The sequence below is a fragment of the Pedobacter terrestris genome (assembly GCF_052343045.1).
Classification (GTDB): Bacteria; Bacteroidota; Bacteroidia; order Sphingobacteriales; family Sphingobacteriaceae; genus Pedobacter.
Window position 1 is genome coordinate 3,374,422 of sequence record NZ_CP180264.1, and the last position, 21,579, is coordinate 3,396,000.

The 21,579-nt window shown below is 39.0% G+C and carries 16 protein-coding genes and 1 tRNA gene; 7 read left to right on the top strand and 10 right to left on the bottom strand.

Translation table 11 applies throughout. From position 1 onward, the window contains the following. Positions 1 to 390: 390 nt before the first annotated feature. From ACJVDH_RS14280 to ACJVDH_RS14305, 6 genes are all read right to left on the bottom strand, one after another. Complete coding sequence (locus ACJVDH_RS14280; RefSeq protein ID WP_443944076.1) at positions 391 to 642, bottom strand: hypothetical protein; 252 nt, start codon at positions 640 to 642, stop codon at positions 391 to 393. After that, positions 643 to 876: a hypothetical protein gene (locus ACJVDH_RS14285; RefSeq protein WP_443944077.1), complete on the bottom strand. Its 234-nt coding sequence runs from the start codon at positions 874 to 876 to the stop codon at positions 643 to 645. It lies immediately after the preceding gene. 9 nt (positions 877 to 885) lie between these two features. Continuing rightward, positions 886 to 2,187 carry a PepSY-associated TM helix domain-containing protein gene (locus tag ACJVDH_RS14290; RefSeq protein ID WP_443944078.1) on the bottom strand — a complete coding sequence of 434 codons (1,302 nt, stop codon included), beginning with the start codon at positions 2,185 to 2,187 and terminating at the stop codon, positions 886 to 888. Between the two features lie 32 nt (positions 2,188 to 2,219). Continuing rightward, positions 2,220 to 3,446, bottom strand: a complete 1,227-nt coding sequence (locus ACJVDH_RS14295) for a DUF4374 domain-containing protein (RefSeq protein WP_443944079.1) — start codon at positions 3,444 to 3,446, stop codon at positions 2,220 to 2,222. Positions 3,447 to 3,473: 27 nt separating this feature from the next. Continuing rightward, positions 3,474 to 5,840 (bottom strand): TonB-dependent receptor, encoded by a 2,367-nt coding sequence (locus ACJVDH_RS14300; protein ID WP_443944080.1) that lies wholly within the window; start codon positions 5,838 to 5,840, stop codon positions 3,474 to 3,476. Positions 5,841 to 6,211: 371 nt separating this feature from the next. Beyond that, positions 6,212 to 6,284, bottom strand: a tRNA-Phe gene (locus ACJVDH_RS14305). A gap of 208 nt (positions 6,285 to 6,492) precedes the next feature. Between ACJVDH_RS14305 and ACJVDH_RS14310 the strand changes: the two genes are divergently transcribed. Both ACJVDH_RS14310 and ACJVDH_RS14315 read left to right on the top strand, forming a co-directional pair. Further along, on the top strand, positions 6,493 to 7,788 hold the full coding sequence (locus ACJVDH_RS14310; RefSeq protein ID WP_443944081.1) for a 4Fe-4S dicluster domain-containing protein: 1,296 nt from the start codon (positions 6,493 to 6,495) through the stop codon (positions 7,786 to 7,788). Between the two features lie 129 nt (positions 7,789 to 7,917). Further along, positions 7,918 to 8,706: a (Fe-S)-binding protein gene (locus ACJVDH_RS14315; protein ID WP_443944082.1), complete on the top strand. Its 789-nt coding sequence runs from the start codon at positions 7,918 to 7,920 to the stop codon at positions 8,704 to 8,706. Positions 8,707 to 8,745: 39 nt separating this feature from the next. Here the strand turns inward: ACJVDH_RS14315 and ACJVDH_RS14320 are convergent, their stop codons facing one another. Continuing rightward, complete coding sequence (locus ACJVDH_RS14320; RefSeq protein ID WP_443944083.1) at positions 8,746 to 9,120, bottom strand: hypothetical protein; 375 nt, start codon at positions 9,118 to 9,120, stop codon at positions 8,746 to 8,748. A gap of 207 nt (positions 9,121 to 9,327) precedes the next feature. Between ACJVDH_RS14320 and ACJVDH_RS14325 the strand changes: the two genes are divergently transcribed. The 4 genes from ACJVDH_RS14325 (at position 9,328) to ACJVDH_RS14340 (ending at position 14,805) form a co-directional block, all read left to right on the top strand. After that, entirely contained in the window at positions 9,328 to 9,672 is a 345-nt protein-coding gene (locus ACJVDH_RS14325) for a single-stranded DNA-binding protein (protein WP_443944084.1), read from the top strand. Between the two features lie 358 nt (positions 9,673 to 10,030). Beyond that, the gene (locus ACJVDH_RS14330) at positions 10,031 to 11,497 is read left to right on the top strand and encodes a TonB-dependent receptor plug domain-containing protein (RefSeq protein ID WP_443944085.1); all 1,467 of its coding nucleotides are present in this window, start codon (positions 10,031 to 10,033) and stop codon (positions 11,495 to 11,497) included. Positions 11,498 to 11,647: 150 nt separating this feature from the next. Further along, positions 11,648 to 13,156 carry a hypothetical protein gene (locus tag ACJVDH_RS14335; protein WP_443944086.1) on the top strand — a complete coding sequence of 503 codons (1,509 nt, stop codon included), beginning with the start codon at positions 11,648 to 11,650 and terminating at the stop codon, positions 13,154 to 13,156. Then, on the top strand, positions 13,144 to 14,805 hold the full coding sequence (locus ACJVDH_RS14340; protein WP_443944087.1) for a SusD/RagB family nutrient-binding outer membrane lipoprotein: 1,662 nt from the start codon (positions 13,144 to 13,146) through the stop codon (positions 14,803 to 14,805). Before ACJVDH_RS14335 ends, ACJVDH_RS14340 begins: the two co-directional genes overlap by 13 nt. Positions 14,806 to 14,937: 132 nt before the next feature. On the opposite strand, the gene ACJVDH_RS14345 is transcribed toward ACJVDH_RS14340, so the two are convergent. The 3 genes from ACJVDH_RS14345 to ACJVDH_RS14355 all read right to left on the bottom strand — a co-directional run bounded on the left by ACJVDH_RS14345 (position 14,938) and on the right by ACJVDH_RS14355 (position 19,056). Beyond that, entirely contained in the window at positions 14,938 to 16,992 is a 2,055-nt protein-coding gene (locus ACJVDH_RS14345) for a TonB-dependent receptor (protein WP_443944088.1), read from the bottom strand. Positions 16,993 to 17,061: 69 nt separating this feature from the next. Continuing rightward, positions 17,062 to 18,381: a PQQ-dependent sugar dehydrogenase gene (locus ACJVDH_RS14350; RefSeq protein ID WP_443944089.1), complete on the bottom strand. Its 1,320-nt coding sequence runs from the start codon at positions 18,379 to 18,381 to the stop codon at positions 17,062 to 17,064. A gap of 123 nt (positions 18,382 to 18,504) precedes the next feature. Beyond that, on the bottom strand, positions 18,505 to 19,056 hold the full coding sequence (locus ACJVDH_RS14355) for a hypothetical protein (protein WP_443944090.1): 552 nt from the start codon (positions 19,054 to 19,056) through the stop codon (positions 18,505 to 18,507). 228 nt (positions 19,057 to 19,284) lie between these two features. On the opposite strand from ACJVDH_RS14355, the gene ACJVDH_RS14360 reads away from it, so the two are divergent. Further along, positions 19,285 to 21,504: an NADP-dependent isocitrate dehydrogenase gene (locus ACJVDH_RS14360; RefSeq protein ID WP_443944091.1), complete on the top strand. Its 2,220-nt coding sequence runs from the start codon at positions 19,285 to 19,287 to the stop codon at positions 21,502 to 21,504. Positions 21,505 to 21,579: the final 75 nt, after the last annotated feature.

The window sequence follows — 21,579 nt, forward strand, 5'->3', positions numbered from 1 at the left end:
AAATGTAGTAATGTTTTCTTCAATTGCAATACAAAAAACCATTTTTAATTAATAAACAGGCAGCAATAAACGTAAGCCTCAATAAATCAGTAAATTATTTTTTACCTTATTTAAAGTTTCATAAAGAACATTGTTGATACGCGAGCAGAAAAATTCATTTTTTTTTAGCAGCAAAAAGGTAAATATCTTTATATCCTCTTACGAAAAAACTAAATCGATTTAAAACATTAATTTTCGTAGTTTAGAGTTGCTAATCCAAATCATTTTATGAGAAAAATTTATCTTTTTTTACTGAGCGTGCTTTCAATTATTCCTGCATTTTCAGATGCACAGAACACTGCAAACACCTTACAAGAAGCGTCTTACCAAATGCTTAACCAACCTTCTGGTTTAATTTTTCCAAGCGGAAACCATCCCGGCAAGATCTGCGGAATAATCTTCCGCAAATTTTCTCAAATAAATACCAGCCATTGAGTGGCCGACTAAAACATAAGGTTTCGGGCAATTGGTTTGTTCCAGCAACACGTACAATTCATTGGAAATTGAAGCATTTGATTTGGTTGTATCTCCGTTTTCACTGTAAAACAGTCTGCTTTTGTCATAAGAAATCGTTACGGCATTCTTTGCAATTTCTTGCAGCACTTATCGCCAAATAGAACCATCAGAACCTAATCCCGATTGGAAAACAACCGTACAATCGCCTTGCCCTATTTTGGTATAGTGCAATTTATACTTCCCTACCTGCGCAAAAGTTCCTTTTCCTTTCAATCGTTTTTCCATTTGCCACCGACTGTATTGTTCATACACTAATCCAACAAAAAGCAATCCACCGATACTGAGAAGAAATGAAAGCAATATTTTTAGCGCCGTTTCCATAAGTCATTTTTATTCGACAACTTCCTCTGCTTTGGTTGTCAGGGTTTTTAATCCAGGTTTAAATTTAACGTGCCCTGTTGAACCAGAACTGACAACAGGTTCTTTTTTTGCCGTTTTCTTTTTGAATTTGCGGCCATACCAGATTAGAAAACCCGTTATTGGTAAACTTGCACCAATTAAAGACGCTAAAAAAGCCATTATTTTTCCTGGGAAACCCAAAATGCTGCCTACATGAATATCGTAATTCATCCGGCGTAATTTGCCGCCGGCAGATGCCTTTTGGTAATCCATACCATATAAACCTTCACGTTTAAATTCTCTTAAAGTGTGCTGGTCGAAATTGTAGCTCTGATTGTTATAAAACTGCCCCCGATTGGGATAGACAGTTATGCTGATGGTTGCTTTTGCTTTACTCGTATCCGGAAAATTATAATAGAAGCCTTCACTTTTTGGATGTCTGGCCACCACTCTTTGCCAAGCCAGATCCATCGCTTTTTCTGGAGTATAAAACTTTCCGGCACTGAGCGAATCAGACTCGAACCTTGGATAATCGCCAAGTTTTTCACCACCTGTAGTTACCCAATACAATCCCTGACTGTACCAACTGATGCCATAAACCATTCCGGTTAAGGCAATAAATAGTAGAAAAATTAAAGAATAAAAACCCAGGACATTGTGCAAATCGAGGTTTACTCTTTTAAATGATGCGCCCCATTTGATTTTAAAACTCTTATCTCTGGTAGATTTGTTCCACTTTTTCGGGTACCACCAGATTAAACCGGTAATAAGCAGTACAACAAAAACCATTGTACCGTAATTTACAATCGGCCTGCCAATGGCGTAAGGCATCCATAAAAACCGGTGACCGTTAAGTATAAATCGAAAAAAATCGACTTCGCCTTTTTTATGTTCAGTTTTACTGATGAGTTGCCCGTTGTAAGGATTTATTTTTAGAGATGTACCGCCGCCGCGTCTGCCCAGCTCTTTTGCACCGCGTAGGTTCAAAGTAATTGCTCTCCCCTGCTGATATTGTGCATATGACACAACTTTATCAGGATACAATTTATGTGCAATGGCCGATAGTTGCGATGGTGAAATCACAGGCTTATCTTGTCTGGAAATTTTAGTTTCAGGTTCCAAAAAGCCAGTTATTTCTTCGTTAAAAACCCAAATACATCCCGTTAGGCAAACAATAAGCACAATGACACCAGATATAAGTCCGAGCCAGAGATGGAGCCATTTATTGATCCGCGTAAACATCGAATCTTTATTTTTTTTCTTTACCGGATTGGATTGTATTGCTGCTGACATTGTGCGTTATGTTATGAAGGGTTTAAATATTTTTATTGAAGGTGTTGGATTGCTGTGATTAATCCGCCTTCTACTTTTAATCCTCTAGTTGCTGTTGCAGATGCTGCATCAACTTTGTACACGTAGCTTGTACCATTGGTTAGGTTAAGGCCGATGTAACCGGTATTACCATCTTTAGGCGTATAATTGGTTGTAGTTACGCTGCTGATTTCCGAATCAATTGGGAAACCGCTTACTTTTTTGAAGGTTTTATCCACTACATTTAAAATTCCGATGGTTTTACCTACCACATAAGCTCCTTTACTTGCTTTTGGCGTTGCGTTAACCACAAAATTATTGTTGCCCAAATACATCCAGTTGGTGATTACATTTCCGCCAGATATGGTTTCAAAGTCAAGGAAATACGTTAAATCAAATTCCGTTGTTCCGGCTTTAATTTTAGTAATTGCAGATGGTTTAGTAGAACTTAAAACAGCATTTGTTACGGCTACAGATGAAGAAAATGCATATACGTCACCATTTTCAACAAGACCTAAACCATCCGTGAAATAACGACCGATAAAACTCGTCCGGTCATCTTTAATTACTTTTTCCAGTTTCATATCTGGATAAGAGTAAACGGCAATCCATGCATTATTCGGATAATTTGTTCCGAAAGATTCGCCACAACATGCTTTAATAGAAAAATATGGCGCATAAACTTTGCTGCCAACTTGTGTTAACCAGCTAAAATGTGCCGATTCTCCGTTGTTCGATGGTGCTTGAACATCAATTGTTCCTTCAGCAGCAATGAGTAAACTATTGGTGTTAACGCGGTACCAATTTGCAAGTGGTGTAGTGATGCTACGGGGAATTTTCACCAATAAAAGATCATCATTTACCGGCGCAAAAGCCTGAACCGTTTCGGTCTGGAAGTTTGAAAGTTTATTTAATTTTCCCCCCAAAATATTATAGGTAGTTACTGCACCTGGATTTCCCTGTCCATAAAGCAAACTGAAAAATTTGTTATTTGAGGTGACATAATAACGGTATGTTCCATCTTGTTCTACACCATTGCCTACTGTGGTAATTGATCCACCCTCTAAATTACCAGCGGTTAGCAAGTAATCTGCCACACCTGTTGATGCAACAGGCGTTACAGCTAGAATGTAATTTCCAGGATTTTTTGAAGTAGATTCTTCAGAATCATTTTTAGAGCATGAGCTGATTACGGCCGCTAGCGCCAAGGCTAAAAAAGCCCGGGTAAAATTGGTTTTCATATTAATGATTATTAAAATTAATGTTGTTTAATTCAGAAAATATCTCAGGTTCAGGTAAAATGCCCTTCCTGGTTTTTGGAGACTAAAGTTGTCATACAACCTGGCGTCAGTCAGGTTTCTGGCTTCTACACCGATATTGTACCGACCGTTTTTCATGCTATATACTACGTTTACATCGTGATTAAGCTGTTGTGGAACAATGTATTTTCCATCACTCGAAGCTCTTCCTCCCTGGCTTGGCCAGTATAACCAGAAAGCATGAACATACAATAAGTTGTACCCTAAAGTTAGATGATTGCCTTTCTGGCCTATATCTCGTAACGAAACTGCAACATCTGCATTCCCATACAAATACGGGATGTTTGGCATTTGATCTTTATACACAATGCTTACCTCTGAAAATTTCAGTCCGGTTGCTGGATTGATCTCATACTTTTGCTGGTTCTGAATATATTGATAGGTAAGCGTTGTTCCCATACTCAACCAGTTTTTATACGAGTAACGGATTTCTGCATCACCACCAACTGTGCGTACGCCATCCCGGTTGTCGGCAACGAGTTTTGATTGATTTTGGTTCAATCTGTTATAAATGAAGTTGCTCGCATTCCTATAAATGGCGTTGGCATTTACCGCAAAGTTATGGTCTTGGTTTAAGGTAAAAGTATAGCTCAATCCGAGATTGGCATTATTGCTCTTTTCTGGTTTCAAATTGGCATTTCCTTCCTGATTTTCTACATCGCCGAAAATCTCCATCGCCTCTGGCATCCGGTTGGTTAATTCATAGGAAGCTTTTAATTGCAGATTGCGGTTTAGAAAAAAGGTAAGGGCAGTTCCATAACCCAGGCGATTCATATTATCTCGGTTGGCGCCACTACCTGTTCCGTTTACTGTTGCCTGATTGATAAATTTCCCGAATACGGTAGCGCTCCAATTGTCCTTTACATCGTAATTGTAACCCAATCCAAGCACATTTTTATTGGTTTTTTTTGGCCGTTCGTAGTCAGCATTTGTTGGGTTTAAAGCATCACTACCTTTACGATCGAAAGTACTGAACACATTGCTTAACGCAATTGATTGATGTTCGCCCAGTTTATAGTTAAACATAGCGGTTGCCAATCCATTGTTGTTTTTGTATTTATACAGGCTTCGCGAACGCTCGCCATTGCTTCCATTGGGTTTACTGTTTCCGTACCAATCATATCGCACATTCATTGTATCAATATTCTGTTCGGTACCCAGATTGTAATTGGCGTTGATGGTTACATCCAAGCCTTCAATCAGATTCTCTTTTTTATATTTTAATGAAGGCATCAAGGTGTTGCCTCGTCTGTGCCATCCACCAAAAACCGAAACCATCCGTGCGCCAGTCTGGATTTCTTTATAATTCTGGCCAACAGTTACGCCCAGTAATAATTTATCTGCATAACGCTTACCTACAACCCCAACATTTGCAATTACGCTTTCATTGTGGTATTTATCATGAAAGCGACGCAATTTGGCTGCAGGAGAATACGCGCCGGTATAAATATCAGACGCCTCAACAGTAACTTTGTAATCGTTATCAGAATAATTTTGAAAAGCATTTAACTGAACAGTAAAACCACTTTTGCTTGTTGCCGCGGCATTAATAACACTGCGATGGGTATTGAAAGAACCATAAGAATATGACGCATCAATATAATTCCTATATCGATCGCCCGTAACGATATTGATTGCGCCGCCCAAAGCATCAGATCCAAGCCACATTGGTACCACACCTTTATACACCTCAATACGATCTGCGATGTTGATGGGAATATTATTGATCTGGAAAGAAGTTCCGAAATTATCCATCGGAATACCATCAATAAAGTAACGAATATGGTTTCCGGAGAATCCATTGAGCGAAAGATTAAAGTTAGATCCAACCCCACCTGATTCCCTTACACGAACACCAGCAACTCTATCAAGTGCACCAGAAATATCAAGCGTAGAATTATAGAGTTTTTTAGCATCAACCGCAGTTACGTTAAAGGCTTGCCGATTGACTTCCTGACTGGTTGTACGCCCGATGACGTTTACCGTCTCCATTTGCTCTTCAGATTCGTAAAGCGAGAAGGAAAGTTTAATCTCTTGTCCTTCTGCTAAAACAACTTCTTTCTTTTGTGTCTTAAAGCCGATGGCTGTTATATGAAGTGTGTGGCTGCCTGCTTTCACATTTGCAATCCTGAAATAGCCTTTCTCATCTGAAACGGTACCCAGACTGTTTTTCTGAATTTTTATCGACACACCCGGCAGAGGGTGCCCTTCAGCATCTCGCACCTGGCCACTTACCGTAGCTGTGCGGTTTTGGGCAGATGCAAAAATTACACAGGCACATAGTATGCCCAAGAGCAAAAATTTCTTAATTTGCATGACTTTTAATAGCGATTAAAGGTTGAACTGGAGTTCCGGTTTATGCCACACGGGTCCGAAACCGTGTGGCTTTTTTTTGTGCAAAGATATATCTATTTAGAACAAGTCCAAATAAATACAGACGATTTAAGCATTCAAAAAAACCCATACAAGACTAACTGTCTTAATTACAAGTCTTTAGAACAAATATTTTAAATTGAAGAAGAATTCAAGCGAGGCAAAAGAAATACCGAACGGTTCATATATCTCATTAATTTTAACATTGTAAGAAACGTTAAAACGGAAGCATTTTTAATGAAGGCGGGAGCCAAAGAGGAAATTTTGATCAAAAAAAAGACAGTTTCAATTGTCTTGAACTGTCTTTTTTGAAGTGGTGCCACCTGGATTCGAACCAGGGACACAAGGATTTTCAGTCCTTTGCTCTACCGACTGAGCTATGGCACCTCCCGTTTGGGATTGCAAATGTAGTGTTCTTTTTTTAAAAGCAAAACTTTTTTTTCAAATAGAAATATCCGCATTGATTATCAGCGAATTAATTTTCAAAAAGCTAGCTTAGAATCATTACAAACAAACATTTGTATGATTTTTTTTATGCATGCATAGTATTTTATTAAAATTAATATTTTATTTTAGCGCTAAATCAGAATACTAAATGGTATCTCAAATCCTTTTCATAGCCTTAACCCTGGCAGCTGTAGGGCTGTTTACGATGAATATGCGTAAAGTTATCCGCAACATCCGTTTGGGAAAATCCGCTGACCGAAGCGATCAGCCTAAAAAACGTCTGATGACCATGTTACGCGTAGCTTTTGGTCAATCGAAAATGGTTGTACGTCCTATTCCAGCCTTTCTTCACTTCTTCGTTTACGTTGGTTTTGTGATTATTAACATTGAAGTAATGGAAATTATGATCGACGGAATATTTGGAAGTCACCGCGTCTTCCATGGATTGGGTGGTTTATATAATTTTCTAATTGGTTCTTTTGAAATTCTGGCTTTTACGGTATGGCTTTCCTGCGCAATTTTCCTTGTCAGAAGAAATATTTTAAAAATCAAACGCTTTAGTGGAGTTGAAATGACCAAATGGCCGAAATCTGACGCCAATTATATTTTGATTACCGAAATTCTATTAATGAGCGCATTTTTGTTAATGAATGCCGCTGATGCCAAATTACAAGCTTTAGGAGCAGGGCATTATGTGCAGGCAGGCGCTTTTCCGGTAAGTCAATGGCTAACAGATCTTCTTCCATCATCAGATAATGCACTGATTGCAATTGAGCGTGGCTGCTGGTGGTTCCACATCATCGGCATTCTGGCTTTCTTGAACTATTTGCCTTACTCCAAACATTTCCATATTCTTTTCGCTTTTCCAAACACATATTTTTCCAATCTGGAACCAAAAGGAGAATTTACCAATATGGCATCGGTTACCAATGAGGTTAAAGCAATGCTTGATCCATCATTTGTTCCGGCAGAGACCGAACCGGGAAAATTTGGTGCAAAAGATGTGACAGATCTGACTTGGGTAAATCTGATGAATGCCTATACATGCACCGAATGCGGTAGATGTAGTTCTGTTTGTCCGGCAAACTTAACAGGCAAGTTATTATCGCCAAGAAAAATAATGATGGATACCCGCGATCGGGTTACCGAAGTTGGGAAAAACATCGAAAAACATGGACCAGAGCATCAGGATGGTAAATCCTTGCTTGACGATTACATCAGCAGAGAAGAAATCTGGGCCTGTACAAGTTGTAATGCCTGTGTTCAGGCTTGTCCGGTGAATATAGACCCGCTTCAAATCATAATGGAATTGCGCCGTTTTGCTGTGATGGAGGAATCGCAGGCGCCATCCAGCATAAATGCCATGATGGGGAATATCGAAAACAACCAGGCTCCGTGGAAATATTCTCCGGCCGATCGTTTTAACTGGGCCGAAGGCAACTAAAAACTAAAATTGATTAAACTAAAGGTCTTTACAAATCTGGGATCATCGGCATTATTCAAAATTTGCTGCGCGACACTAGATAATTGACACTTATTACTGATACTGAATTACTTGATATTAAATACCAATATGGAATTTAAAGTACCTACAATGGCCGAATTGATGGCCGCAGGAGAAGAGCCAGAAATCCTTTTTTGGGTGGGTTGTGCCGGCAGTTATGACGAGCGCGCTCAAAAAATAACCAGAGATATTTGTAAAATATTACACCATGTAGGCATCAAATATGCTGTTCTTGGCACCGAAGAAAGTTGTACGGGCGACCCGGCAAAAAGAGCTGGAAATGAGTTTCTTTTCCAGATGCAGGCTATGACAAATATTGAGATCCTGAACGCGTATAACATTAAGAAAATTGTTACAGGCTGCCCGCATTGTTTCAATACAATAAAAAATGAATACCCTGGTTTGGGCGGTTCTTATGAAGTCATCCACCACACTCAACTTATTCAGGGTTTGATTGATGAAGGCAAATTAAAAGCAGAAGGTGGTGAAAGCTTTAAAGGGAAAAAAATCACTTTTCATGATCCCTGTTATCTGGGCCGCGGGAATGGCGTTTATGAAGCGCCGAGAAAAGCACTTGAGGTTTTAGATGCAGATTTGGTAGAAATGAAACGTTGCAAGAGCAACGGACTTTGTTGTGGTGCAGGCGGCGCGCAGATGTTTAAAGAACCTGAAAAAGGTAATAAAGATATTAATGTGGAACGTATAGATGAGGCATTACAAACCAATCCACAGATTATTGCAGCCGGATGTCCATTTTGTATGACGATGTTGAGTGACGGTGTTAAACTAAAAGATAAAGAACAGGATGTAAAAGTTCTGGATATTGCCGAAATTACGGCAAGAGCTAATGGATTGTAGTGGATTAAAAAAATCCACTACAACCTTTTAACATATCGTCTACCCCAGCTCTCGCTCCTTTTTTTTATCATCTCTTTTAACCAGTAAAAATTCGCCATTGGCCAATTGCAGATAGCCATACTCATAGCAAAAAATGTAAGTATTCCCGTTTTGGGCTATGTAGACATGTGTATGGTAATCAAACCGAAAACCCGCGGCCTGTAGCTTTTCTTTGGAAACTCTCTTTTTATCTTGTGGTACCAAACGACTTAAAATCAATCGGTTTTTTTTTAAACACGCATTGATCTGTTTCAAAACAGTGGAATCTTCTATTTTTTGACGGTTATTGTAATTATTGCGGCAAGCATCATCACAATATTTCTTATCGGCACGGCCATAAAGCGGTTTTGAACAATCCAGACATAAACGTTCCATAATAATCAGACTTTAATATTATGGGATGACGTTTAAATATATAAAAATTGAATAAGGTTATTGCTAAGTAGCCGTTTGCAAACGTTTATAATTGCTTACAAACAGGTATAAGTAGTTAACTTACGGATAAGTGCGTTTAAGATTCCAAACTTTGTTGCATCAATTGCCAGGGTGGCAGATGAAGAACCATTAAAAATCAAATAAGTTATGGAAATTGTAACAAACAAAGTTGTTCTGAGCGGATTTGCAGGAACAGATGCTGAGGTAAAAATTTTATCTGAAAATCAAAAACTTGCAAAGGTAAACCTGGCAGTTCACGAGAATTATAGAAATATGTCTGGAGAAGAAGTTAAAAAAACCCAATGGTTTAATCTTGTATTTTGGAATGCCAAGGCGGATTTTGCCGAAACAAATATTAAAAAAGGCACTCAGCTAACCATTGAAGGCAAGCTACAGACTGGAAGCTACATAGCAAAAGATGGAAGTAAGCGGTACACCTTAGATATTATTGTTCAAGATGTCCAATACAAAGCACTGGAAATGACAGATTAAATGCATCAACAAAATCTAATTCCAGCCAGGCATCCAAACTGCGGATTTGCCCTTCTGTAAAACTCAGATCGGCACATCCTGCTTGCCGCGTGTTCAAATTGTGTTTCTCTAAATACAGTATATATATGAATTTCTTGATTCCAAAATAATAACCTATTAATCCAATACCTGATTTGTACAACTAAAAAAATACCTTATGTAACAAAATGATATATGCGTGATAGTTTACATCAGAAATGTTAACTTTAAACTCATGCAATTCCTTCTAAGCACATCGCCCTAAAATGTGTTACACTATTATAAGAATAGAACAGAGTTGTAATCCCATACGTTTTCCAAACCAATTTATTCAAAGCGTATGCAAAAACTATTATTGCTTTTGGGGCTACTGATATGCACCACCCACAATCTGTTTTCGAAAAGTTTCAGTAAAAAAAACGAACACCCCATTACAAAAATTTCTATCTTAAAAGCCTTTGTTCAATTTAAAGGTGTGGTACAGGACGAAGATGGACTCATCCTTCATGGCGTTACAGTTGTATTAAAGAATACTGCAAAAAAAACACAGACAGATGCCAATGGTCAATTTACCATTGATGCCGAACCAGGAAATGTACTTGTTTTTTCTTTTATTGGCTACCAAACCCGAGAAATTACATTGAGAGAAGACAAAAACCTAAAAATCATTTTGAAAGGTGATAACCAAAACCTTGAAGAAGTAACAGTCACCTCGCTGGGGATTGAACGGCAAACCAAAACTTTAACCTATAGTACTCAGAGTGTAAAAGGCGAAGAACTAACCAAAGCAAAAGATCCAAACCCTATGAATAACTTAACAGGAAAAGTTACAGGGCTACAAATCAACAGAAGTTCATCTGGTATGGGTGGTTCCGTACGGGTGACTTTACGTGGGGATAAATCAACTCGAAACAACCAACCCCTCTATGTTTTAGATGGCATGCCAATTTCCAACACTTCTGGCAGTGGAGCAATCGATACGTTTGGTGGCCAAACCGATCGAGGTGATTTTCTCAGCACTTTAAACCCTGACGATATTGAATCCATAACAGTATTAAAAGGTGCTGGAGCCTCTGCACTTTACGGTAGCCAGGGTAGTAACGGGGCCATTCAAATTGTCACAAAGAAAGGGAAATCAGGAAATACCAGAATAGATTTTTCCAGCAACTTTATGATTGATCAGGCTGCCTATTTACCAGATATTCAAACTTCATATTTGCAAACCAGTGCAGGAAGTGAACAAAGCTGGGGAGCAGCAGGAACATCAACCAATCAAGTGAATGATTTTTTCCAAACCGGTAGTACATGGATCAACTCTATTGCTTTAAGTGGTGGTACAGAAAAAGTTCAAAACTATTTTTCTTACGCAAATACTGATAATAAAGGAATTATGCCCACTAATACCTTTAAACAGAATACCATAAGTTTTAGAAATACAATGAAATTTTTTGATGCACTTACATTTGAGGGTAGTTTAATGTATAATAATCAAAATATTCACAACAGACCATCCAGTGGTATTTATTTCAACCCTTTAAGTGGTTTATATCTTTTCCCAAGAGGTTTAGATTTCCAGCAATACCAAGATAATTTTGAAGTTTTTATGCCGAGCAGAAATATGATGCGGCAAAATTGGTGGAACATCAATGCCGATGAAGGTCTAAGCGGATCAGACACACAACAAAACCCCTATTGGATCTTAAACCGAAACGCAACAGATCAACAAGTACAAAATCTAGTGGGATCTGCAAAATTAAGTTATAACATAAATGATTGGTTAACCGTTTCTGCCCGCGGCAATATATAGAAAGTTTGGAACAACTACACTCGGAATATTTATGCAACAACGCAATCTACTCTATCAGGACGGCAAAACCTGAGTTTAAATCCAGCATTATACGACAACGGGCGATATCAACTTGAAGAATCCAATACAACAGTTTATTATGGAGATCTCTTGCTTATTGGTAATAAAAGAATAAATGATGATTTCAAAACAAACTTTACTGCAGGTGCGTCAATAAATGATGAAAAAACCAAAGGTTTTAATATAGATGCAACAACCTTACGTGTACCTAATGTTTTCAACGTCGCAAATATCCTCCAATCAGACCCAGCGACTGGATTTACATTGACTGAAGTATCACCAGCCAGGCGGCAGGCACAGTCCATATTTGCGTCTACGAATATCGGATACAAAGAAAAAATATATTTAGACCTGACCGCTCGGAATGATTGGTCCTCTACCTTAGCTTATACTCCAACTGCAAAAAAAGGTTATTTTTATTGGTCTGCTGGGTTAAGCGTATTATTAACTGATCTATTTAAAATACCCGGACTAGATTTTGCTAAAATCCGCGGTTCGTATGCGAAGGTAGGAAATGATATTTCACCATACGCATCATACCCATTAGCAACTCTAAACAGCGGAAATCTTGCACCAAATATTTCGGGTCCATATATGGATATTCCATTGAGACCAGAAACAATCCAGAATTTTGAAGTTGGAACGGAACTTCGTTTCCTGAATAATCGTTTGTCTCTTGACTTTACCTTTTATAATGGCAATACCATCGATCAATATTTCGAAATCACTGCGCCAGTTGGCTTCTTATATTCGAGAGCTTACTTTAACGCCGGAAATATTCGGAACCGTGGAGTTGAGATTTCGCTTAGCTACGATGTATTTAAAAACAATCAGCTCTCCTGGAATACATCATTTAACTTCACTGCAAACAGGAATAAAATTTTGGAATTGGCACCCGGAATTATTGGAGAAGATGTCGCATATACGATTGGAGGTTACAATGTTTTGAGGCAAGGTGGTTCTTTCGGAGATTTATGGGGAACAACATTCTTACGTGATGCTGCCGGAAACATTGTGGTAAGTGAAAATGGAACTCCTCAATCTTCAGGAATCAGTGGTTATCTTGGAAATTCTAACCCTAAAGCAATGCTTGGATGGAATAATAATTTTAGGATTAAACATTTCAGCATAGGTTTATTAATTGATGGTCGCTTTGGTGGACAGGTAATGAGCTTAACACAGGCATACCTGAACAGCTATGGCGTAAGTCAGGAGTCTGCTGATGCAAGAGCAGATGGAGGCATAAACATCTCAGCTGTAACTGCAAATGGAGCATCATGGTCTGGAGCAATACCGGCACAAGCGTATTATACCGGTATTGGCAATAGAACGGGAATAAATGAAGGCATGATTTACAGTGCAACCAATATCCGACTTCGGGAGTTTTCAGTATCGTATACAATTCCTCTACAATCCAAAAAGATTAGCAATTTAAGTATCGGCCTTTTGGCCAGAAACCTATTCTTCTTCCAAAAAGACGCACCTTATGATCCCGAATTGAGTATGTCTACGGCAACGAATGGTGCGGGTCAGGGCGTTGATGTTTTTGGTCTACCAACCACAAGAAGTTACGGAATTAACTTAAAATGCTCATTTTAAAACATTTAGAACTCATCGAAATGATTAACTATATAAACCAATATGTACTTGTAGCTGTTGTACTTGTTTTAATTACGTTCTCCAGCTGTACAAAAAATTTTGAGGAAATTAATACCAATACAATCGGTATTACTGATCAACAGGGACAGGCTGACGGCACCTTACAAATCTTGCAATTACAACAAGCACAACGGGCCATTGTAAATGTGATTAACAGTGCCGATGTATATCAGGTTTCTCAAAACTTAAATGCCGATGTATTTAGCGGATACATGGCGAGCCCAACCAATTTTAATGCCAACCAAAACAATTTAACTTACGCCCTTCAGGTAGGTTGGAATAGAGCTGCGTGGGAAAGAGCATATAGAGAGATTATGAATCCATTATATAGAGTTGAAACAACAATACGTGGAAATGAAACATTAAATTCAATTTATGCAATGTCAAAAATATTGAAAGTGGAAGCTATGCATCGGATCAGTGACCTATATGGTCCAATTATATATTCACAATATAATATTGCAAATAGCGATGGGGGCGTAGAATACGAAAGTCAGGAACAGGCCTATAATAATTTTTTTGCAGACTTGGACACCGCTAGAAACTTGCTTATCCCATTATTAAATCAACCTGCATCCACTATTTTCAGTCGGGCCGATTTGGTCTATTCCGGAAATATTAACAATTGGTTAAAATTTGCGAATACATTGAGGCTAAGATTAGCGCTTAGGATTTCAAACGTTAATCCAACACTAGCGAGATTACAAGGAGAAAGTGCGCTAAATACAGCTAATGGCGGTGTTATAGAAAATAATACAGAAAGTTTTATCATAAATCTTCAAACCGACAATCCATTGAATACCATAAATAACTCATGGCATGACATTGGCATGAGTGCTGTAATGGAATCTTTCTTAACAGGATACCAAGACTCCCGGATAGCAAGTTATTTCCAGCCCGCTACTGATCCTCTAGTCCTTGGTCAGTTTAAGGGAATTCGCCAGGGAATTAATATTGATGCTAAAGCCAGATATGAAAATTATTCCCGCTTGGCTCCTATGGGCATGACTGCACAATTATTAAAGGCACCAGAAGCCTGGTTTTTAAAGGCAGAAGCCGCTTTAAAAAATTGGGCAAACGCAGGTTCTGTACAAATGAACTATGAAACAGGCATCCGGCGCTCATTTGAACAATATAACTTGTCGGCCTCAGTCGCAGAATATATTGTTGATAATACCAAGAGACCCGCACCTTACATTGATCCGAAATCTGCTACGACCACAGGCGTTGCAGCTCCGGGAGCAAATGACGTATTAGAAGGCTCTCCCTATCTAAGTACGATCACGATCCGTTGGGAGGAAGCAGCATCCACAACAGATAAGATGGAGCGAATTATTACGCAAAAATGGATTTCAATGTATCCCGATGGTGCCGAAGCATGGGCAGAGCAGCGGAGAACTGGTTTCCCAAAATTGTTTCCTATTGTAGTCAATTACAGCAACGGAGTTATTCCTTCAGTGCCTGGCATTCGCAGATTGCCATTTTCGGATATAGAATACAATAACAACCGCGCAGCGGTAACACAGGCAGTTAGCAGCTTATCGGGGCCAGATAATGGTGCCACACGATTGTGGTGGGATGTATTATAGAAAACAACCGAGGATATTTAATAAAGAAAATCAAGCAAGTTAAAATCTGCTATAGAAATTTCTTTATAAGATGCTTGAATAAGAATGGTGCTGTGCAAAAAGGCTGCATAGCATCGCTCTTGCGTTATCATTCTATTTTAACCTGAATGAAATTCCACTATAGAAATTAATACCTGCGGCAGCATTAAAATATCTGCCACCAACGGCATTCAAATCATTACCTAAACTATATTTGGCGTCCAATACATTATTTACACCTGCAAAAATATCTACCTTGGTTTTTCCAAGCGCAAGCGTTCTGATGCCGGCTTTTAGCTCAATCAAATGATAACTTTTAGCGAGAACTGTTCCGGCATCGTTAAGGGGAATAGACGACGTAAAATTATGCTGGGCAAAGAAATAAATTTCTTTAGAGAAAATAAATTCGAGGCTGCTTACAGCCACATGTTTTGGCACACCTGTAAGTTTATTTCCATTATACGAAAGGTTCGCGGATGTAAAATCATCAAACTTAAAATTGCTATAACTGTAACTGCTGCGCAGGCGAAGCCCGTGGAGAAATTGATTTTTCTGCCTGATAATCCAAACGGAAGTTTCCAGCTCGAGGCCTCTTTGTTTTGTTCCCCCAGCGTTTAAAAAATACTCAGCTCCGCCATCATTTAATCTTCTCACAATAGCGTCTTTGAGCCGATAATCGAAAGCATTGACATTTGCATAAAACCTATTATTTGCGCTATTAAACCTTAACCCCAATTCATAATTCCATCCATATTCAGCCTGAAGGTCATTGTTAATCACCTGATCTGAAGAGCGAACTTCAGCAATGGTTGGTGGCGAATATCCTTTACTTACGGAGGTTCGAATAGCAAATTGCTTGGTAAATAAATACGACGCTGCAACTTTTGGCATAAACTGCGCATCAAACCGTCGGTTTTGTTGCATGGTAAATACAGGAAAAAAACGCTGGTAGTTGTAATTGAAAAAATTAATGCTTGAACCCATTTCCAATAAAAGTTTCTCCATTACATCAATATTTACCCGAACAAATGCCAGATTCTGAAAGGCTTTAAGATCATCATCGGCTTGCATATTTCCCATCGCCCCGGAATTGTTGTCGTAATTTTTGACTTGGGTTCCGGTACTTCCGCCTTCAAAACCCGCTTGCAGATGATATGCAACAGCGTCACCACGTGTAGAAAACTCTAAAAATGTGCGAAAACCTATAGAACCCTCATACCTGTTTTCGTAATTGGTGATGAATGGATTCTTAAAATCGGTGTAAGTGGTAAATAGCGCAAACACATGTTTCAGTTTTGGTAAAATCTGATAGCTGTTGGAAAGACCTGCAAAAAAGGTTTTATTGTAAATTGCAGCCTGCTGCGCAACTGAACCCGGAAGTGCTGCTGTTGATGGCCGTGCCGATTTCGGATCCTGATCATATTGTTGCTGAGTTAAACCTCCGGGAGTTTTATATTCCAGATCACTGTAAAATGCGTACAATTTCAATTCGCCAAAACTGTTATAATTCCACTTGTGCATAGTTTGGATAAATTTACGCTGCATAGCGCTGTTTTCGCGATAGCCATCACTGCGCTGATAACCTTCTGATACCGAAAAACTATAATTTTTAAACTGCCTTTGTAATTTTGCAGTTTGATGAAACATGCCAAAAGAACCGCCCATAAGTGATATTTTCGTTTCATTGCCTTGCATTTCTTCAGTATTGATTAAAACTGTGCCGCCGGTGCTTGCGCCGTAAATACTGGCTTCTGGCCCTTTATAAACTTCCATAGACGTTAATGCGGATGGATCTAAAGCGTTTAGATACGTATTTCCGCTTGCATCAGTTAAAGGAAAATCGTTTATATAGATTTTGATGTTACGGATGCCAAATGGAGATCTGAGTAAGCTGCCGCGCAACGAAAGCCGATAGCTTCCCGGCGAACGTTCTTCCATTCGTACACCTGCAACTGTGTTAAATGTACTGACGAGTGATGAAGTCTGCTGGTTGCGTACCACGCTGCTATCAACTAGATCAACTGCCGATACCGATCTTAACAATGCCTGTTTATTGTAATATCCTTTTACGGTAACTTCATGAAGGCGATTTGTAGAATCTGCGGGAGTCTGCTGCGCCATTACAGCAAAGCTGAATGGGAGAAAAATGAGCGTAAATACTGTTTTCAAATTCGTTTGGTTGATAAAAAGCCCAGGTTTAAATTGGTTTGACCAATTTAAACCTGGGTAAATATTAAATTATTTTGCAGCAACTCGCCAAACAATTCCGCTTACATCGTCTGCTACCAACAAAGCTCCATCTGGCGTTAGAGTTACACCAACGGGTCTGCCGTACACTTCGGCTTTTTCCTCGTTGGCAATAAAACCGGTTAAAAAATCTTCCAGTTTGCCTGCAGGTTTTCCTTCTTTAAATGGAACAAAAGCAACTTTATATCCGGAAAGACTGGAACGATTCCATGACCCGTGCTGACCAATAAATGCTCCGCCCTGATATTTTGAAGGGAATTTTTCTGCTTTATAAAAAGCCAATCCAAGCGAAGCTGTATGCGCACCAACAGGTACGTCGGGAACAATTGCCGATTTTACCAAATCTGGCTTCTGCCCTTTCATTCGAGGGTCTTCGTGCTGTCCGTAATAAGAGTATGGCCAACCGTAAAAAGCACCAGGTTTTACACTGGTAATGTAATCAGGCACCAGCTCGTCGCCCAAACCATCGCGTTCATTTACCGCAGTCCAAAGCATATTTGTTCCAGGTGCCCAATCTACGCCCACAGGATTTCGCAAACCACTTGCATATATTTTTTCGCCGGTTCCATCGGGATTTACTTCCAGAATATTTGCCCGGCGCATTTCGTTTTCCATTCCATTTTCACCAACATTACTTCCAGAACCCACAGTGATGTAAATTTTGCTTTTGTTTTCATTGGTAATCAAGTTACGCGTCCAGTGATTATTGTATCCACCAGCGGGCAAACTCACAATTTGTTTACCGGTTCCGGTAATTTTCGTATCACCGGTTTTGTACGGATACTGCCACAAACCATCGGTATTAGCGACGTAGAAGGAATTTCCGATAATCAATACGCCGTAGGGCTGGTTCAATCCCGATAGGAAAGTATAGGTTTCATCGGGTTTTCCATCCTTATTTAAATCGCGATAAAGTAGAATGGTATTTGCACTTTTGCCCGGAACCTCTGATTTCGCTTTACCAGAAATCAGATTTGCAGCTTTAGTTTTAGCATCGCGCTCAGAATTAGACAATACGACTAAGACATCGCCATTTGGCGCAATATACATATTTCGTGGACTCTTAATATCTGAAGCAAACCGACTTACAACAAAACCTTCTGGTGCAATTGGCATTTTACCCGCAGGCCAGCCAATCACCTTACTAAATTTATTTTTGGACGCCTTTTCATCCGGCGCAGGCAACTGAAGATCTTGTGTCTGCGTGCTTACAGTATCTGATTCTTTCGAAGCATTTTTTTCTGAACTACCATTGCAAGCCGTTAAGGCTGCAACAAATACGGCCGCCAGCGATAAGTATGTTATTCTCATGATTAGTTTTTTAGTGAACGATTATGACATAACAGCAAACTGTTTGGGATGTTTGTAACATCTTAAAAAGGAGAAGATGGAAAGAAAAACATGTCCAGAAGAAATGAAGCTTAAATTTATGGACTAGTTTACCAAATTTTCAATTAAACGACTTTCAATTTCTTTTGCATTAAGTAAAAGTGCTGCAAAATGAGAATCTGATTTCACCAGTAAAAATTTTGAACTTGGCAGAATGATTGCTGTCGTGCCGCATTGAACTTTTTCTTTAAATAACATTTTCCTTAAGAAACCAGAATCCGTTTCAATTTCCAGTCCTTTAGTTTTCACGGCGCTAAAATTATTACCGGCTTCGGCGTATTGATAAATGGCAATTCCGGGCCGGTCCGCAGCTTTTTCCTGAACATTTTTTTGGAAAGTCCACCGTAAATTATTAATGAACTCCGGATTTTGCCCTTCCAAATCATTCCAACAGGCATCGTTATTAAAATCATATTTAATAAAAATGGTGTCTTCCAATTTAACCCGTTCGTTTTGTGAAAGATACGTACGCAGCGAATCCATTTGCGCATCGTTCAAGCTTCCGGCAGCATACGGTTTTTCGGTATACATTTTTGGAGAACAAGCATAAAAGGCGACAGAAACCAATAAACAGGAAAGTAAAGATTTTAAATTCATACACTAATTTTAAAGATTGAAACCGAAAATTTTACCACTTAAATGCGTAAAAATAAAGAAAATTAACAGCTGCGCACCTTTGGTTTTGCAACAAAATGATGCACTATAATTAAACAATAGAATGTTCCTTAATTCATCTCTTTCTTTTATCTTTAGGCGATTTTAAAAATGGCACCTAAAACCTTAGGCTGTACATTACGTTTCACATAAAAAGAAAATCAGTATAACATGTCAAACACTTCAAAAATTATCTACACCAAAACTGATGAGGCGCCAATGCTGGCCACTTATTCTTTACTACCTATTGTTCAGGCTTTCACCGCTTCAGCAGGAATTGATGTAGAATTAAGAGATATTTCTTTAGCAGGAAGGATTCTGGCTATTTTTCCCGAGTACCTGAAAGACGATCAAAAAATTGGTGATGCACTTAGCGAACTTGGCGATTTGGCGACAACACCAGAGGCGAATATCATCAAATTACCTAATATTTCGGCGTCAATTCCTCAGTTAAAAGGCGCAATTAAAGAATTGCAATCACAAGGTTTTACAGTTCCGAATTATCCGGAAGACGCACAGAGCGATGAAGAAAAATCTATAAAACTTAAATATGCAAAAGTTTTGGGTTCTGCTGTAAACCCGGTTTTACGTGAAGGTAACTCTGACCGTAGAGCGCCAAAAGCGGTTAAAAATTATGCAAAACAAAACCCGCACTCAATGGGTAAGTGGTCTGCAGATTCTAAGACCAAAGTTGTCAGCATGACTGAAGGTGATTTTTATGGTTCTGAAAAATCTACAACCGTAGAAAACGCAACTCAGTTTAAAATTGAATTTGTTGATGCAAACGGAACAGTAACCGAATTAAAAGGTCTTGCACCTTTGAAAGCAGGCGAAGTGATTGACAGCTCTGCAATGAGCCTTTCTGCTTTGAAAGCTTTTGTTGCAAAAGAAATTGCAGAAACAAAAGCGGCCGGCGTATTGCTTTCAGCACATTTAAAAGCCACAATGATGAAGGTTTCTGACCCAATCATTTTTGGCGCTATCGTTGAAGTTTACTTTGCTGATGTTTTTGAAAAATACGCAGCTTTATTTAAAGAACTTGGTGTTGATACACGCAACGGTTTAGGCGATGTTTATACAAAAATTGCAGGTAATGCTCAGGAAAACGAAGTAAAAGCAGCTATTGATGCTGCAATTGCAAACGGACCTGGATTGGCGATGGTAAATTCTGATAAAGGAATTACCAACTTACACGTACCTTCTGATGTAATCGTAGATGCGTCTATGCCTGCAATGATCCGTACTTCTGGTCAAATGTGGAATAAAGAAGGAAAACCTGAAGATACCATTGCATTAATTCCTGACCGCAATTATGCTGGTGTATACACTGCAACAATTGAAGATTGTAAAGCACATGGCGCTTTTGATGTAACCACTATGGGTTCTGTTCCTAACGTAGGTTTAATGGCGCAAAAAGCTGAAGAATATGGTTCCCATGATAAAACTTTTCAGGCTACTGCGAGCGGCGTAATCCGAGTTACAGATGCTGAAGGCAAAGTATTTTTCGATCAGAAAGTAGAACAAGGCGATATTTTCCGCATGTGCCAAACCAAAGATGCACCAATTCAGGATTGGGTAAAGCTTGCCGTAAACCGCGCACGTTTATCTGAAACACCTGCAGTTTTTTGGTTAGATGAAAATCGTGCACACGATCGTGAAATCATTGCTAAAGTAAACACGTATTTAAAAGACCACGATACAGAAGGATTAGACCTTCGTATTTTAGCACCAATTGAAGCTACAAAATTCACGTTGGAGCGCATTCGCAAAGGCGAAGATACCATTTCTGTAACCGGAAACGTATTGCGTGATTACCTTACAGATTTATTCCCGATTTTAGAGTTGGGTACATCGGCAAAAATGCTTTCAATTGTTCCTTTAATGAATGGTGGTGGTTTATTTGAAACCGGCGCCGGAGGTTCTGCACCAAAACACATCGAACAATTTATTCATGAAGGTTACTTACGTTGGGATTCATTAGGTGAATTTTTAGCATTACAAGCTTCTTTAGAGCATTTATCGCAAACTCAAAACAATGCAAAAGCGCAGGTACTTGCTGATGCATTGGATGAAGCAAATGCGAAGTTCTTAGCTACAGATAAATCTCCAGGCAGAAAACTGGGAACTATCGATAACCGTGGTTCACACTTCTATCTGGCATTATATTGGGCTGAAGCTTTGGCTGCACAAACTAAAGATGCAGATTTGCAAGCAAGATTTGCTCCATTAGCTAAAGCATTACAAGAAAATGAAGCGAAGATTAATGAAGAATTAATTGCTGCACAAGGTCAGCCTCAAAACGTTGGTGGTTATTACAACCCGAACGATGAATTGGCGAGCAAAGCAATGCGCCCAAGTACAACATTAAATACTGCGTTGGCAAGTTTATAACATAAGCCAAAGTATATATCAAAGCGTCTTTAAATTCATTTTTAAAGACGCTTTTTTTATGTCTTATAAATTTGG